The sequence below is a fragment of the Bdellovibrio sp. NC01 genome, assembly GCF_006874625.1.
Taxonomy (GTDB): Bacteria; Bdellovibrionota; Bdellovibrionia; order Bdellovibrionales; family Bdellovibrionaceae; genus Bdellovibrio.
The window spans coordinates 1,025,639-1,041,114 of the sequence record NZ_CP030034.1 but is presented as its reverse complement, the minus strand read 5'-3'; the positions used below and the strand labels follow the sequence as shown (position 1 = coordinate 1,041,114).

Sequence of the window (15,476 nt, the reverse complement as noted above, 5' to 3'; positions counted from 1 at the left end):
CTACTCCGTGCTGTCAGTGAAGATACTGCGACCGCCGACAAGATTGTTTTCTACGAAAAAGACAATGCGGCAGTTTTCACGAAGTTCAACACCGATTTCTTCGCCCTTGTGTCCGTATGGATTGATCAAGAAAAGTTCTTCTTTCGCTTTAGGATCTGGGCAGTTCACAACTTGCAAATCAAAGAACGTCACGGGCACGTAACCGCCGCCACCCATCACTTCGACAAAGTTGAATTTCTCGCCTTGTTTGAAAGTGATTTTATCATTGATGACCAAGTCTGAAGTTAAATAGTAAAAACCCTTCCACGTCACATCCACCCATGGAAGAGGATCGCGCGGATCCACGGATGCGGCCGTTGCCGTGGAAGCTGAAGCAACTCCGAATAAGACTAATAAAGAAAGCAACGCTTTCATCATCACTACTCCCAGTAACCAGGCATAATGAACATCGGTTGATTCAAGTACTGAGTGCGAAGCAAGTATTTCACTGCGCCTTCAGCATTGATACCAGCAGCGGCACCTGGCAATTTGCCTTTCAAAAGATCTGCGTATTCAGCCATTGAATTCAAATCGTCTTCTGAATCGCGACCGCCGAAATCAAAGATGCTCATTTTCTTTTTAGGAATTTCGAATACTTCGTAGTTGTCGCCAAGTTTCGCAAGATCGGCTGCCAATTTCACAGCGTCATCCAAGAAACCTTCTTGATCGGCGAAACCTAATTTCACCGCAGAAGTTCCAGTGAACACGCGACCATCCGCGTACTCGTTCATTGTTTCTTCTTTCAGTTTACGTTCTTTCATCACAGTGCCTTTGAACTGACCGTAAACTTCGTTGATCATGTTTTGGAACAAAGCTTTTTCGTCGTCACGCATACCGCGGTATTCAGCACCCGAGTCTTTGAATTTTCCAGAAGTGATCGAGTAACGAGAAACCTTCGCCCAATCATAAAGTTTTTCAAGATTCGCGAATTCCATGATCACACCGATCGAACCCACAAGCGCACCTGGAGCCACCACGATTTTGTCACAAGCAACTGCAGAGTAATAAGCACCTGATGCCATCACACCTGTCGTCACACACACGATTGGCTTTTTCAATTCATCACGAACGCGTTTGATTTCATGATAGATTTCTTGCGAAGGACCGACAGATCCGCCCGGAGAGTTGATGTTGATGACGATCGCTTTCACGCGGTTGTCGTCTTTATATTTTTTTAGATTTTTGATGAACTTCTTACCGTTCAAGATCACACCGTTCATGTCCAATTGCAGAACCGTGTTTTTCGCAGAGACGCGTTTTTCAGATTCGCCGAAGAAGTCGCCGCCCATTTTCAACAAGGCACCGATACCTACAAAGACTAAGAAGATGATAAGAAGCTTTTTAAAGAAATTGCCGCTCTTCATTGCGAGAAGACCTCCGTGAATGTCCCCTTTGGAACTTCCACCATGAAGCCCAAATAAAAAAAGGGAACCCGATTAGGGTCCCCTTTTAAGACTTCACAGTCAATCGCATGGAGCGTTCAGGAAGTAAGCCGCGCCGCAGCTTACTCCTTGCTCTCACAGACTAAGCTTTTGTGTCTGTTTTTACGTTTTTCAATTGATCTGCAAACAAGTCACCGAAAGTAGACTTAGAAGTTGCAGTCGCTTTTTTAACGTAATCGTCAACGTCAGCTTTAGCTTCACGAAGTTTCACTAGTTTTGCAGACAAACCGATCTTACGAGCGTCTTTGTCGATAGAGATAACTTCAGCTTTGATTGATTGACCCGGTTTAATGAACTCTTCAACTGAACCGATTTTGTCAGTTGTAAGTTCAGAAATGTGGATCAAACCTTCGATATCAGACTCAAGCTCAACGAAAGCACCAAAATCAGCTGTTTTAGTTACTTTAACATCGTGTTGTGTACCGATAGCGTATTTGTTTTCAATGTTTGACCATGGGTCAGATTCAAGTTGTTTGATACCCAATGAGAATCTTTCGTTCTCGATATCAACACCTAGAACAACCGCACGTACTTTTTGGCCTTTAGTGTAAAGTTCATTTGGATGATTTACACGTTTAGTCCAAGAGAAGTCAGAGATGTGAACAAGGCCGTCGATGCCTTCTTCGATACCGATGAAGATACCGAAATCAGTTACTGATTTCACTTCGCCTTCAATGATAGTTCCTGGAGCGTATGATTCTTTCAACTCAATCCAAGGATTTTGTTGAAGCTGTTTCATACCCAAGCTGATGCGACGGTTTTCAGTGTCTACTTCAAGTACAACAACTTCAACTTCGTCACCAACGTTTACGATTTGAGAAGGGTGTTTCACACGTTTAGTCCAAGACATTTCAGAAACGTGGATTAGGCCTTCAATGCCTTCGCCAAGTTCAATGAATGCACCGTATTCTGCCAATGAAACAACTTTACCTTTAAGCTTAGTGCCTGCTGGGTAAGAAGCTTTAACAGTTTCCCAAGGATCGTTGTGCAACTGTTTCATGCCCAAAGATACGCGTTCTTTTTCTTTGTCATACTTAAGAACTTTAACTTGGATTTCGTCACCAACGTTCAACATTTCAGAAGGGTGTTTTACACGGCCCCATGACATGTCAGTGATGTGCAACAAACCGTCCATGCCACCAAGATCGATGAATGCACCGTAGTCAGTGATGTTTTTAACAACACCAGTAACAACTGAACCTTCAGCCATAGTGTCAAGAGTTTGTGAACGCAAACTGTCGCGTTCTTCTTCAAGAAGTGCGCGGCGAGAAAGAACGATGTTGCCACGTTTCTTGTTGAATTTGATAACTTTGAATTTGAATTTTTTGCCCAAGTAAACGTCCATGTTACGAACCGGACGAAGATCAATTTGTGATCCTGGCAAGAATGCTTTAACGCCGATATCAACGCTCAAGCCGCCTTTAACTTTAGCAACAACAGTACCTTCGATAACTTCTTCGTTCTCTGCTGCTTTAGAGATATCAGTCCATGCACGAAGCATGTCTGCTTTATCTTTAGAAAGAACGATCATACCGTTTTCATTTTCGATACGGTCGATAAGAACTTCTACTTTATCTCCAGCTTTAACATCACGAACGCCGTCTACGATGCGGAATTCATTGATAGCGATCAAGCCTTCAGATTTGTAGTTGATGTCTACTAGAACGTAGTCAGATTGAACTTCTACTACAGTACCAGTAACAACGTCGCCGACTTTGAAATCTTGCTCTTTCATAGACGCTTCGAATAGAGAATCGAATTCGCCTTTATCAGATTTTGAAGCACCATAGATGCCAGGATTTGCAGCTACTTTTGAGTCTTCTGCATCCAAGAAAGCAAGTACTTTCTGTTTTTCAAGTTCAGCCTTGTTCAATTGTTTTGTCATATCGTTTTTTAAAAACCTCCACGTAGTAAAACCTCAATGGGTCTTACCCGTACCTTTCTTCGCACTTCAGGCGAACCAATGGTTTAGCGAGCTAAGGGGGCGAAAGTCAAAGGATTTGCGCGGGCCGTTAGGTATTTCACATAGGGCCTTTTATGTACCTTTGCACGTCCCCTATCTTCCCCCTGACAGAGGCCTTCAGCTCGAACATATTTGATCTGACGTTTTCTAGGAGGGATTATGAAAGCGGCATGGATCGGCCTCGGGGTGGGGCTTTGGGGGCTGTCTTGTTTCGCAGGACCCCAATTTCGCACGGAAGTGGCGTCCGCATTGAAGTTTATCGAACGCTATCAGACCACTGGCGATGAGGGTTATGATCGCGGGCAATGGCGAGCCAAGGTCACATCCTACGTGCCCAGCGCGATCGGTGTTGGCAAATTCAACGTACCTTACGACGAACCCACGGCATTCGTTGCGGGCTCGATCGCCAATGTTCTTTCAGAAATTTATTTTATCGATGCGACCTTCACTTCCATCCCGCCGATGGTCACCCGCACAGTCCAAGGTTTTCAGAAATATTATTGGGGCAGTCTTTTTAATTTCTACCCTTCTGAATATTTTAACGGAGTAAAAATCCGTCAGCCACGCTTCATGTATTTAGCACCCCAGTGGCAGGGCTTCGCAAACATTCCTCCGGATGCTGATACAACATCCGTTGCGAATACGACTTTGCATTACTATCGCAGCATGGTGATTGGCAGGCAGCCGACTGATGTGACTGCCGAAGTGCCCGAGCAAGTCATCAATGCCTTATCGGCAATACGCGATTTAGATCGCACGCCACACATCTATAATCGTCTGCAAAGACAAATTGAAACCGGCGCGTTTATGACGTGGTTGTGGGACGAAAAAAATCCCAACATGCCTCACAACTATTTTGCACGTCCCGACCGTGGCACACGCATTCCCTTTAACAAGAATGATGTCGATTGTGTCGTGAACGCCAATGTTTTGAAGCTGCTGTCATTCGCACGCAAAGATCAAGGCCCCGGATTCAAAGCCAGCTGTGAACACATCAATCGTGTCGTGGCCCGCAAACAGTTTTATTTTTGCGGAATGTATTATCCCAGCAGGTATGCGCTTCCCTATTCAGTTGCGACAAACTTGCGTGAAGGTGTCAGTTGTTTGGAACCGTCCCGTCAAAGATTGTTGAACTATGTGATTGCGATGCAAAATCCTGACGGCTCGTGGAGAAATAGTTTTCTTGCGCGTCCTGATTACATTCATTCCACAGCGTGGGCATTGAATGCCTTGATTATGTTAGGTGATCCAAAAAACGATTTGCATCGCGCGCGCATCCAAAGAGGCGTCAAGTTTTTGCTGTCACAAAAAGAAAAAGACTCGGCCGGTTTGACGTATTGGCCGGGCCAAGTGTTTTACGCCGCCACCTTCGTCGCACGCTATCCTGTGGTGTGGCGATCAACAGCGTACACGACAGCGTTAAGCGCCAAGGCTTTGTTGTTAGCAGATAGATTTTTGAATCGCTAAATAAAAAAGGCTCTGATTACCAGAGCCTTTCACACACAACCCAATTTTAATTTGCCGACTATTCTTTCGAATCGACTAAGCCTTGCAAATAAGTTTTGGCGTCAGAATTTTGATACGTTTTCGTAGCATGTTGATCTGGATCTACTTCGATCACGCCACCTAATTTGTCAGTTTTACCTTGAGCGACAAGATCCAAAATGCCTGCATAGGATTCTGGTTGGTCAGAAGGAATCACGTGACCAGAATTTTTCACGACGAACAACAATACGTTTTTATCTTTCGCATACAGCGCAAGGAACGTATTTACTTGATGTTGCAACAAGCTTTTAGATTCATTCGCTGCGAACATAAACACACGACGAGTTTTTGACGGCAATGTCGTCAAATCCCACTCATAACCTTCTGTCGCGCGACTCAAAACTGTGTAACCTTCGATCATTTGATCTTTGCGAGACGAATCGAAAGCAAACTGATTTGAAATTGCATCCACTTGTTCAGACCATTTGCTGCGATAAGCTTGGTCCAACAAATTGCGAGTGATACCTGGGCCGAAAATAGGATTCCAGAACTCCCCCATTTTCAAACTTTGACGGTATTGTTCCAATTGTGGATTTTGCGCGGGGCCCGAAGTCAAGGGTACTGCTTCAACGATCACTGGGAAGTTCTTCAAGAACGGAGAAACCGCACCGCTGTATGAAAGCGATACCGGAATCACATCACTCACTTGAAATTGTTCTTTTAAATCCGTCGCAAGCTCTTGCACCTCTGCCGCTAAATCAGCCAAAGAGATTTTAGAATTCGTCATGAAAAACGGAGTTTCATTTTTTTCCAACGCATCCACCGAGAAGGGCTGAACGCTGAAGTTCATCGCTGCGACACCGTAACCTCTTGCGATCAGCTCTTTCGGGCCTGATTCATTCAAAAGAAGACTGCGGTTCACACCTGGCATCAACAAGAATGTCGGCGCATCTTTCTTTGTGGCTTTTGCGTATTCGAAATAAACAACGCGACCGTCGCCCAAACGCAATTGCAAGTTTTGAGGTTTGTTTGCCGCAAAGGACAGCACAGAGGCAAAGAAGAACGAACTAAGAACCAAGAATTGTACGAGTGTTTTCATGCGCGCTTGTTTAACTCATGAATCGAAATAAACCCAAGAATTAATTTTGAGATTTCTAAATTTGTAACTGAAAAACGCTAGTGCAACGACTCTAATTCACTCGAGCTGAATGCTAGAGAGTTTGAGCAAAATCGCCGAGTAAAAACTCTCTAGCAAAAAATAAAAAAGCCATCACGGGGATGGCCTTCGCTGGTCTACACTCCGGCTTCGCCAGAGTAGGTTCCCAAGAACACTTCTGTTCGCAAAAATCTTAAAGACGTGTGCAAGAATCCAAGTAAACCATCTTAGGCTTCAATAAGCTTTCAGCCGCTGAATAGTCTGAAGCGTAACCCTTACCTGATGAGTAATCGATGGATAGCACTTGTTTAGAGAACACCATGCCCATGCGCTTTTTAGCCGCTTCAAGGTGCAAGCCTTCACCGTCGTTTTGCAAAACATCTGCGGAAGCAGAAATCACGATATCACGAGAATTTTTATACTGACCTTCAAGACGAACATCGCCTGATTCTGCCAAAGTCACCGTGTAGTTTTCAGATACCGACATATCTTTCAAAATAGAACCACGGCATTCGATTAACTTTTGATCTGCGTGAGCTAAACCAGATACCGAAACCAACAATGCTGTTAAAGCTACGATCTTTTTCATAGACGCCTCCAGAGGGGACAAAGATTTATCAACGCTGGGGTATTTACAAGGACTGTGCCCAGGTGCCAGGCAATATAGAGAATCTGAGGGGAATTTCACTGACAAGTTTCTAGACACAGAGTGAAGAAAACGCCCCTTACCGACGGGGACCGGTAAGACCATTTTTCACTCTGAAAACGCATTAAATTTAGTGAATTTTTGTGCGAACGAATGCTTCGACTTTGTCGACCACTTCATCAAGATTCAATTCAGTTGAATCAAGAACAAAAGCGTTTGGTGGAACAGCCATCGGCGCCACTTTGCGAGTTGAATCTTGGTGATCACGTTGTTTTTGTGCTTTCACCATATCATCTTGATCAAGACCTAATTCCGTCGCACGACGAGCAGCACGGTGTTCGCTTGATGCTGTCAAAAACACCTTCGCTTCAGCTTGCGGGAATACAACCGTACCGCAATCGCGGCCTTCAGCAACCAAACCATCTGGTCCGTTGCTGCAATTACGTTGTGCCTCAAGCAAAGCTTTACGAACTTCAGGATAGTGAGAAATTTTAGACGCAAAGTTACCCACGTCTTCATGAGCAATTTGATCTGTCACATCTTGATCTTGGAAATAAACTTTCGTGCGCTCCGATTCTAAACGGATGCTCCAGATAGGATTATGAGTCAGCTCTGCCAACGCCTTCACGTCATCAAGATCAACACTTAATTGTAAAGCGGCATAAGCCAAACCACGATAGAATGCACCAGTGGAAACCCACTTCCAGCCCAAACGACGAGCTAATTCGCGACTCACTGAAGATTTACCTGAAGCCGCGGGTCCATCAATCGTAATAACCATTCCCATAACCTTTTCCTGACTAAACTAAAACCGGAATTTCTTTAAGCACTTCTGCTAAAGCGTTCATTGCCGCTTCATTTTCATGCTCAAGACCAACACTCACACGCATATGCGTTTTGAACCCATAATTTAAAATAGGTCGCATAATGATCCCACGACGTAACAAAGCTTCATTCACCTTGGCCGCGTCGCGAAGGGTGTCAAACATGACAAAATTTCCCTGAGATGGAATGTATGGCAGGCCTAATTCTTCTAATTTCTTGTAAAAGTAATCAAGCCCTTTCCAACAAATCTGCTGCGAACGCTCAATAAATTCTTTATCTTGCAGAGCCGCATTTGCAGCCACCTGCGCTAAATCGTTGACATTGAATGGTTTGCGCACGCGGTTAAACACCTCAACCACCTCTGCCGGGGCAATCATCGCGCCGATACGGAAACCAGCAAGGCCATAGATTTTCGAGAAAGTTCTCAGAACGATCAGATTTTTATATTGGCTCATGTATTTTTGCGCAGACACATAATCAGTCGCACGCACGAACTCATTATAAGCCTCGTCGAAAACGATCATCACATCGTCACGATTTCCAAGGCGTGCCAAGAACTCTTCAATCTCTTGTTGAGTTGCATAGGTCCCCGTTGGATTGTTTGGATTCGAAATAAAAATAAGGCGAATATTTTGTTCTGGATGAGCAAAAAAGTGGTCAGCAATCGCTTTCATATCAAAGCGATAACCCTTTGCCAGTGGCACTTTGCGGATGATCGCACGATTGGCCTGAGCGCTTACTTCATAGGCATTAAAAGCTGCCACAGATGACAACACGCCTTCTTTAGGCTCGCAGAAAATGCGAGTTAATAAATCAATCAGCTCGTCACTTCCGTTGCCAACAGCCAATTGTTGAGTTGGAAATCCCCACTCTTTGGAAATTGTCTGTAAAAGCTCATAATGTGAAGGATCTGGATAAAGCTGCTGATGATCCAATGCAAGCTTCACCGCCGCCATCGCTTTGGGACTAGGACCTAAAGGATTTTCATTACTTGCGAGTTTAATGACGGTCTTCAAACCATACTCGCGTTGTGTTTCAGAAATAGGCTTTCCCGGTTTGTACGGAACCAAGTTAAGAATTTCAGGAGAAATCTTCACGTAACAATCCTTTTCTTGAGATCATCTTTTTGTTATATCTGTACGTCTTCAGTACATTGTAACCGCCGTTTTATCAAGAACTCCCGTTCTTGCATGAACACTGTTGCACTGTATTTTTTCGAACTAGAGAGCGTTTTAAGATGGCGAGTCGTATTTTAGGCGTAAGCGTTGGTGAATCTTTCGCAGAGTACTGTGTTTTAGACGGTGCTGAGACTGTTGCAACCAAAAGAGCCTACCTGTCCCGAGAGAATTTAAAAAATTCTTTGCAGCAATTTATTTCAACCCACAGCGATAAAAAAATTTCTAAGGCCGCCGTCAGTCTGCGTGTTCCAGAAAAGCTTTTAGACTTCAAATTAAACGGAGCCGTGGCGCACATCACAACCGAAGGCTTTGAGCACTGGTTGGATTTGCACAACAGCACGAATAATACGCTGACAACGGCTGAACTTCAGTTTTCATTGCGTGAGCGCGTTCAAGCAGATGGCAAAATTTCTTTGCCGCTTGCCATGGATGAACTGGAAGCCATCGCTGCGAAATTAGAAATGATGCAAACAAAGAAAGTGTGCGTGCACCTTCTTCACTCTGCTATCAATCCAACACACCAAACGGCGGTCACTAACTTCTTAACTGCTAAAGGTTTTGAAGTTTTCGTTCCAGAAAAAACAGACAACGCCGATGAAGTCACTCGCTGGAGAAAAAATTCTTTGAATGCGACTGTCGCTGGTTTGTTTTCAGAATTAAAAAAAGAAATCGCTGCAGCTTTGCAAAATGTTGTCGCTGAATCTGACATTCATTTCTTAACTGGCGATGGCACTTTCACGCAAGACATCGAAAAGAACTCGATCGCAAGTTTGTCGGCAGGTTATGCGGCATTGGCTTTAGCGCATAAAAAATCTGACGTCTTGTATATGGGCCTTGAAGGTTTCGTTTTAATTTCAGGCAATGCGTGGAAAAACCAATGGCTTAGTCCGTGGGGCGCGGTTGAAAGCAAACATGTCTCTTATAAAGAGCTGACGATTCAACCGACTTTGCCAATCACTTTGAATGCTTTCCATCATTTCGATTTCGATACCGAACCTGAAAGCTGGGACCCAGGCCCCATGTTCTTAGGCCGTGGGCAAAAGGCAACGTTGATCGACTTGTGGGCTGATAATGCAAAACTGACGAAATTGGATGGTCTTCAAGATCGCACCGTTGCAGCCGGCGTACAAAAATTTAAAAACTCCATGTTCGCTTTATCGAAAGTCAGCAACACGCGCGAAAAAGAACTACCAAGCCTAAGCAAAGAATTGCAAAGCTTGGCGATTCAAAAGATCGCAATGGAAGCCGTGATGTTCCGTCATAGCAAAGAGTTGCTAATCACAGGTCCTTTAGTTGAACTTTTCGCGAATGGTTTCAAAAAAGATACGAAAGCTTCTGTTGATACGAACGAATTCGCACTCTCTCGTGCCGTAGCTTTGTTGGGCCAAAGCGCTTTGAAAGGTTAGGTTTCTGGTGTCTTATAAAATCGAACTCTTTCATTCATTGCTAAATAACTTCCTTAAAGGCGAAGAAGCGTTGCTGACAATTGAAGGCGACGTTCTTGCTGTGCGCGGAAAACAACCTGCGACGTATGGAACATTATCAGCGGCAGCAAATATCGTTGGTAAATATTTAAAACTTCAAGAAGGTGACATCGCAGTATTGAATGATCCTTACAGCGGCGGCACGACTTTGGATGAAATGACATTCATCATGGCCGTGTCTGAAGACTTGTTGTGGGTATCACGTCGCCCTATGGTCAAATCGATCAAAACTGGAAAATCAGTTGAAGAAGAAGGTCTGCGTATTCCGCCGACTCCCCTTCGTCAATCGGGCAAGGTGAACGATGTGATTTTGTCAGCGATGCAGGCACACCCTGCGTGCCCACCCAACTTCACGGAATGGATTAAAGAACAATTCGCACAAATGATCGAGCACGCGTACCGCTTGATTCATACAGTTGAAACAACAGGTTTTGAAATCACTGGCGAATTGATTGAAGAGTATTTGGATCTTTCGAAAAACTTAGCGACTCATCGTATTTCTGAAAATGCATCTGGTGATGCGCGCGTTGATATCGTTTTGGACAGCGGTGAATTATTACGCTTAAGCTTAGAGATCCACGAAGGTCGTATCAAAATGGATTTCGGTGGCACATCAGCAGCTAAGACCATTCAACTGACTGAGTCTGCAGCTTACGGAACTTGCTTCCACACCATCAGCAAATACTACGGCTTCACGGATTACGCGAACAGTGGCACTTTCTCGTCTTTAACTGTGACGAAACCTTCTGGTTGCTGGTTGATGGCGAAGTACCCTGCTTCCATCGTCAAAGGTATGAATTCAGGCATCGCGGCTTTACAAGCTGCGATTGAACTGGCGTTGACTCATATTCACTCTAAAAAAGAAAAAGCGTTGTCTTGCTACAGTCCTTTGACTGTGCAGTTCAATGCAAACTCAAGCCAAGCTGTTTTGCGTTTGCAAGGCGGTGAAGGTGCTTTTGCAAATCGTGATGGCGCTTCGGCACATCTTGAAAACATTTCGATTGAAAGAATCGAACGTGAGTTGCCAGTCAAAATTGTACGCGCCGATCGCCGTCAGTCTTTGGGCGGTAAAGGTAAGTTTTCAGGTGGTCGTGGTTTGATCTTCAAAGTGGAAGCTTTGGCAGATGTGGAAACGACTTGGCTTTCAGATTTGACTCTACATCGTCCGCGTATTCCTAAAAATTGCTCACATGGCGATCCATGCGAAGTAATTTTAGATTCAAATGGCTCAACGAAAGTCCTTCCTGTCCTTGGGACCCAGAAGGTTCTAAAAGGCGACGTGTTAACACTCTGCTCTGGCAGCGGTGGTGGCTTCGGTAAGCCAGAAACGCCGGCTTAGTACAGTATTGCACTGGCCTGCCCACTTCAGCTAAAATAGTTATATGAAAAGAATCATCTTATTGATCTTGAGTATGATGTTTAGTTTTTCTGGATTTGCAAAACCAAGTGCAAAGAAAGGTGGGCCTGTGTCGACGGAAGTTTCTTATTTAGCAGGTGGATGTTTTTGGGGTATGGAAGATTTGATTCGCAAACTTCCAGGTATCATCGACGTGAAGGTCGGCTACATGGGTGGTAACGTGAACAATGCCACTTACAACATCGTCAAAACCGGCACATCAGGTCACGCAGAAACAGTGAAAGTCACTTTCGATCCATCGAAGTTGAAATACGAAGACTTGTTGTTGTTCTTCTTTAAAGTTCACGATCCAACAACTGAAAATCGTCAAGGCAACGACATCGGCACACAATATCGCAGCGAAATCTTCTACACATCTGAAGAGCAAAAAGAAACTGCCGAAAGAGTCAAAGCCCGTGTTGATAAATCAGGTGCATGGGGCAAACCTGCTGTGACTAAGATTGAAAAAGCAGGTCAGTTCTGGACCGCGGAAGAATACCACCAAGATTATCTTGTGAAAAATCCCGGCGGTTATACTTGCCACTTCATTCGTCCAATGACGTTTTAAATTTTAAACAGAAAAGAGACACCCTAGGGTGTCTCTTTTGTTATTCTCCGCACGCCTCAGAGATCGCGCCGCTCTTGTCGACATTCACTGTCTTTGCTGTTTCCCACGAATAGACGATTTTATTATGAATACGATCGTAAGCAGCTTGGCGCACTTGCAGCTCTACCAAGTAAGACTTACCTTCGGGCAAGCAGGGATTGCCTTCGACGTTGTCGATGGTCTTAATGATCGTTCGGGTACTTTCCTCTTTGATTTTCGCAGCCGCTGCTTCAACTTTTTTTGTGTGAGCGAATGCTTGAGAAGTCGCAAGAATTACAACGATAGTACTGATGACTGCTTTCATTTCTAACTCCAATTGTTTGCACTCCGACTTCGTCGAAGCAGAGTGCAAAATCACCGAGTTTTGCACAAATGTCCTATTAAAATACGCTAATGGAAATTACTTCTGGATCTCTGCAAGCAAGCCTAGCAATTTCGTTTGCTCGTTGATGACCGCAGGGGCCATCTTGCCGCTGGCTTTCACTTTCATTTTCGCAAGGAATTTCGCAACCGTGCTATCAAGCACCGGTTTTTTACCAAGCTTCAATAACAACTGTTTTGATTGCAATGATTGTTGCAACACTTCTGTTTGCAAGTATTCAAGTTGAGTTGCATTCAAGCAGTCGATATCGAATTCCCAACCTAGCATCATCATTTTCGCTTTACCGACAAGGCTCTTATCGCCGACCTTAGAAACGGAGTCGATAAAGATCAAAGGGAACAAGCTGTAACGAGTTTGCAAAATTTGAATCGCTTTATCTTCATGAGCCATCACTTCGCGTGATGCGCCCGATTGCTGCTCTTCACGCGAAGCCAGCAACGCTTTTTCCATGATCGCATACATCGTCATGTTCGGAAGATTTTTGATGTTCTTTTCGGCGCGAGTTTCCTTGCGATTCACTTGGTGCATTGCCGCTGCCAGCGCGTTGAACGAAGCCGTGCGGTTGTCTTGTGAATTCAGGTCTTTCATATCCGGCTCTGCAAGCACGTTGACAGAATTATCACGTGGGGCAAAACCTTCGATGTCCAAGAAGAATTCCAAAGCCGCTTGTTGCGCCAAAAGATCGCGTTTTTCAGGCTCTGCATCTTGGCCCAAGTTATTCCAAATTTGGAATTCGAAAGACATCATATATTTATTAGATTCAGAAATTTTTCTGAACAATGTCGGCGCTTTCACGATTTCCGTCATCGCTTCACGACGAAGCTGCAAGGCATTCCCTTGGCGAAGGGTATCGTAAAGCTCGTCAGTGATTTGCTTAAGCTCTTCCGTCTTTTTTTCCAACGACGTCATCTTGTCCTTCATTTCTGAAGTCGTGCCGTTCATTTCCGTCGTCGTCTTATTCATCTGACTTGTTGTATTGTTCATCTTGTCAGTAGTGTCCGCCATCTTGCCAGTGGCATCGTGCATATCATCTACTTTTTTAAGCTCACCACAGCCTGATAAAAGGCCTACAACCAAACCAGAAACGATAAGTGTCTTTTTCATGAGCCCTACCTTTCGTAGACGACCGCGCGAGTGTCTACAACTTTGACAGCGGCCCTTCCTAGTCACGAAGAAGCCTCGCAAAGTTCTTTATATTAGAGTTAAGATTTCATAGAGCTATTATTCCAATCTTCATACCAAGAATACGGCAGGCTTTTTAATGTGAGATCGAATGACGCCAAAATAAAAAGGCCTAGCATCGCTAGGCCTCTGTATTTAATTTCTGTAAGGGAATTTCTAAGTGATGATCTTTGCGCCCGTCGCTTCAAGGGCTTTTTTGATCTTCTCGACATGTTCAATGCTTGAAGTCTCGAGAGTGAAATCAATGCGTGTTTCGCGCAGTGAAAGACCTTGTGATACGCGGTCATGCTTCACCTCAAGGATATTTGCTTTTTCCGAAGCAATCGCTTGAGTCAAACGGCTTAAATTTCCTGGCAAGTCGTCAACGATCACCGACAACTCACACAAGCGACCGCGCAAGATCTGACCGCGATCGATAATTTTGCTGACGATGTTTAAGTCGATGTTACCACCGCTGATGATGATGCAAGATTTTTTACCAAGCTCAAGACCACGATGCATAGCTGCTGCCAAAGCGGCGGCGCCAGAACCTTCAGCCACTGTTTTTGTTCTTTCCATCAAGAACACGATCGCTTCAGCAATTTCGTCATCACTAACAGTCACAACTTGATCGACATATTTAGAAATGAAATTTTCATACATCACAGGCGATGGATTTTTAATAGCGATACCGTCAGCGATAGTCGCTGCGCGCTTTTTCTTTTGATCCAAAGTTTGTTTGTTGTACATGCACGCCATACCCGGCGAACGATCACTTTGTACACCAATCACTTTACATTTTGGATTGATCGACTTTACGGCCAATGCCACGCCACTAATTAAGCCGCCACCACCGATGGGAACGATGACAGAATCTAAGTCAGGAACTTTTTCTAGGATTTCGATACCGATTGTGCCTTGGCCGGCGATGACAAATGGATCTTGATAAGGATGAACGAAAGTGTAGCCGTGATTTTTTTCTAATGATTGTGCGTGCTCGTAAGCTTCGTCGTAAATTTCACCTTTAAGGACAACGTCAGCGCCGTAAGATCTGGTGGCTGACGCTTTACTGATCGACGCATTTTCTGGCATCACAATGGTGGCTTTAACCCCCGCCAATGAAGCAGACAGCGCCACACCTTGCGCATGATTGCCTGCGGAGCTTGCGACAACTCCGCGGGCTTTTTCTTCAGGTGTAAGATTAGAAATTTTATTGTAAGCGCCACGGAATTTGAAACTGCCAGTGCGCTGAGTGTTTTCAAACTTAAAGAAAATATCGCTTCCAAGAAGTTTGCTCGCGTTGATGGAGTGACTCATCTCTGTAGGGCAAATAACATTATTCAGTAACTCACGAGCTTTTTTAATATCTTCGAAGGACACTTTCATTGAAGTCACGGCTCCCAATAAGCGGTTAATCCCCGAATAGGGGGATACTCTTTATGAGGTAACACAGACTCGGAACTTCCTCCAGCCTCACTGGAGTAAAGACTTGAGTTCGTGAGCCCCATGGCCCTACTCTCGTCGAAAAAATAAAAGGGTGCAAGGTGCTTTCCGCAGCATTCGCATTCGGTCACAAGATCTCCCTCGAGGGAATTCGCTGTACCGCATACATGGCAAAGTCGGAAGTGAGTTTTAACGTGCATAAGCTTCCTCCTATTTAGATGATAGAGTTCTCTTGTCGTACTTCACAAGCTCGGGTCTCATTTTAAGTT

General features: G+C 44.5%; 14 protein-coding genes. 4 read left to right on the top strand and 10 right to left on the bottom strand.

Features of this window, described 5'->3' with window-relative positions; translation table 11 throughout:
• The 3 genes from DOE51_RS05040 to DOE51_RS05030 form a co-directional block, all read right to left on the bottom strand.
• A complete protein-coding gene (locus tag DOE51_RS05040; RefSeq protein ID WP_142695477.1) occupies positions 1-417 on the bottom strand; it encodes a hypothetical protein in 417 nt (138 codons plus the stop codon).
• Positions 418-419: 2 nt separating this feature from the next.
• Positions 420-1,403, bottom strand: coding sequence for a signal peptide peptidase SppA (gene sppA / locus DOE51_RS05035; RefSeq protein WP_142695476.1), 984 nt, complete (start codon positions 1,401-1,403; stop codon positions 420-422).
• Between the two features lie 160 nt (positions 1,404-1,563).
• Positions 1,564-3,366, bottom strand: coding sequence for a 30S ribosomal protein S1 (locus tag DOE51_RS05030; protein WP_210415567.1), 1,803 nt, complete (start codon positions 3,364-3,366; stop codon positions 1,564-1,566).
• A 237-nt stretch (positions 3,367-3,603) separates the two neighbouring features.
• Between DOE51_RS05030 and DOE51_RS05025 the strand changes: the two genes are divergently transcribed.
• Positions 3,604-4,911 carry a prenyltransferase/squalene oxidase repeat-containing protein gene (locus tag DOE51_RS05025; protein ID WP_142695475.1) on the top strand — a complete coding sequence of 436 codons (1,308 nt, stop codon included), beginning with the start codon at positions 3,604-3,606 and terminating at the stop codon, positions 4,909-4,911.
• Positions 4,912-4,969: 58 nt separating this feature from the next.
• Here the strand turns inward: DOE51_RS05025 and DOE51_RS05020 are convergent, their stop codons facing one another.
• The 4 genes from DOE51_RS05020 to hisC form a co-directional block, all read right to left on the bottom strand.
• Positions 4,970-6,028 (bottom strand): hypothetical protein, encoded by a 1,059-nt coding sequence (locus DOE51_RS05020; protein WP_142695474.1) that lies wholly within the window; start codon positions 6,026-6,028, stop codon positions 4,970-4,972.
• Between the two features lie 250 nt (positions 6,029-6,278).
• Positions 6,279-6,674, bottom strand: a complete 396-nt coding sequence (locus DOE51_RS05015) for a hypothetical protein (RefSeq protein WP_142695473.1) — start codon at positions 6,672-6,674, stop codon at positions 6,279-6,281.
• 187 nt (positions 6,675-6,861) lie between these two features.
• A complete protein-coding gene (gene cmk, locus DOE51_RS05010) occupies positions 6,862-7,518 on the bottom strand; it encodes a (d)CMP kinase (RefSeq protein WP_142695472.1) in 657 nt (218 codons plus the stop codon).
• Between the two features lie 13 nt (positions 7,519-7,531).
• The gene (gene hisC / locus DOE51_RS05005) at positions 7,532-8,653 is read right to left on the bottom strand and encodes a histidinol-phosphate transaminase (protein ID WP_142695471.1); all 1,122 of its coding nucleotides are present in this window, start codon (positions 8,651-8,653) and stop codon (positions 7,532-7,534) included.
• Between the two features lie 140 nt (positions 8,654-8,793).
• Here hisC and DOE51_RS05000 point away from each other — a divergent pair, with 140 nt between their 5' ends.
• From DOE51_RS05000 to msrA, 3 genes are read left to right on the top strand one after another with little or no spacing between them, the layout of a single operon-like run.
• Complete coding sequence (locus tag DOE51_RS05000; protein ID WP_142695470.1) at positions 8,794-10,140, top strand: hydantoinase/oxoprolinase N-terminal domain-containing protein; 1,347 nt, start codon at positions 8,794-8,796, stop codon at positions 10,138-10,140.
• 7 nt (positions 10,141-10,147) lie between these two features.
• Positions 10,148-11,557, top strand: a complete 1,410-nt coding sequence (locus DOE51_RS04995) for a hydantoinase B/oxoprolinase family protein (protein WP_142695469.1) — start codon at positions 10,148-10,150, stop codon at positions 11,555-11,557.
• A gap of 43 nt (positions 11,558-11,600) precedes the next feature.
• The gene (msrA, locus tag DOE51_RS04990; protein WP_142695468.1) at positions 11,601-12,182 is read left to right on the top strand and encodes a peptide-methionine (S)-S-oxide reductase MsrA; all 582 of its coding nucleotides are present in this window, start codon (positions 11,601-11,603) and stop codon (positions 12,180-12,182) included.
• A 40-nt stretch (positions 12,183-12,222) separates the two neighbouring features.
• Here the strand turns inward: msrA and DOE51_RS04985 are convergent, their stop codons facing one another.
• From DOE51_RS04985 to ilvA, 3 genes are all read right to left on the bottom strand, one after another.
• Complete coding sequence (locus DOE51_RS04985) at positions 12,223-12,525, bottom strand: hypothetical protein (RefSeq protein WP_142695467.1); 303 nt, start codon at positions 12,523-12,525, stop codon at positions 12,223-12,225.
• A 96-nt stretch (positions 12,526-12,621) separates the two neighbouring features.
• On the bottom strand, positions 12,622-13,707 hold the full coding sequence (locus tag DOE51_RS04980) for a hypothetical protein (protein WP_142695466.1): 1,086 nt from the start codon (positions 13,705-13,707) through the stop codon (positions 12,622-12,624).
• Between the two features lie 234 nt (positions 13,708-13,941).
• Positions 13,942-15,150, bottom strand: coding sequence for a threonine ammonia-lyase (gene ilvA, locus DOE51_RS04975; RefSeq protein ID WP_142695465.1), 1,209 nt, complete (start codon positions 15,148-15,150; stop codon positions 13,942-13,944).
• Positions 15,151-15,476: the final 326 nt, after the last annotated feature.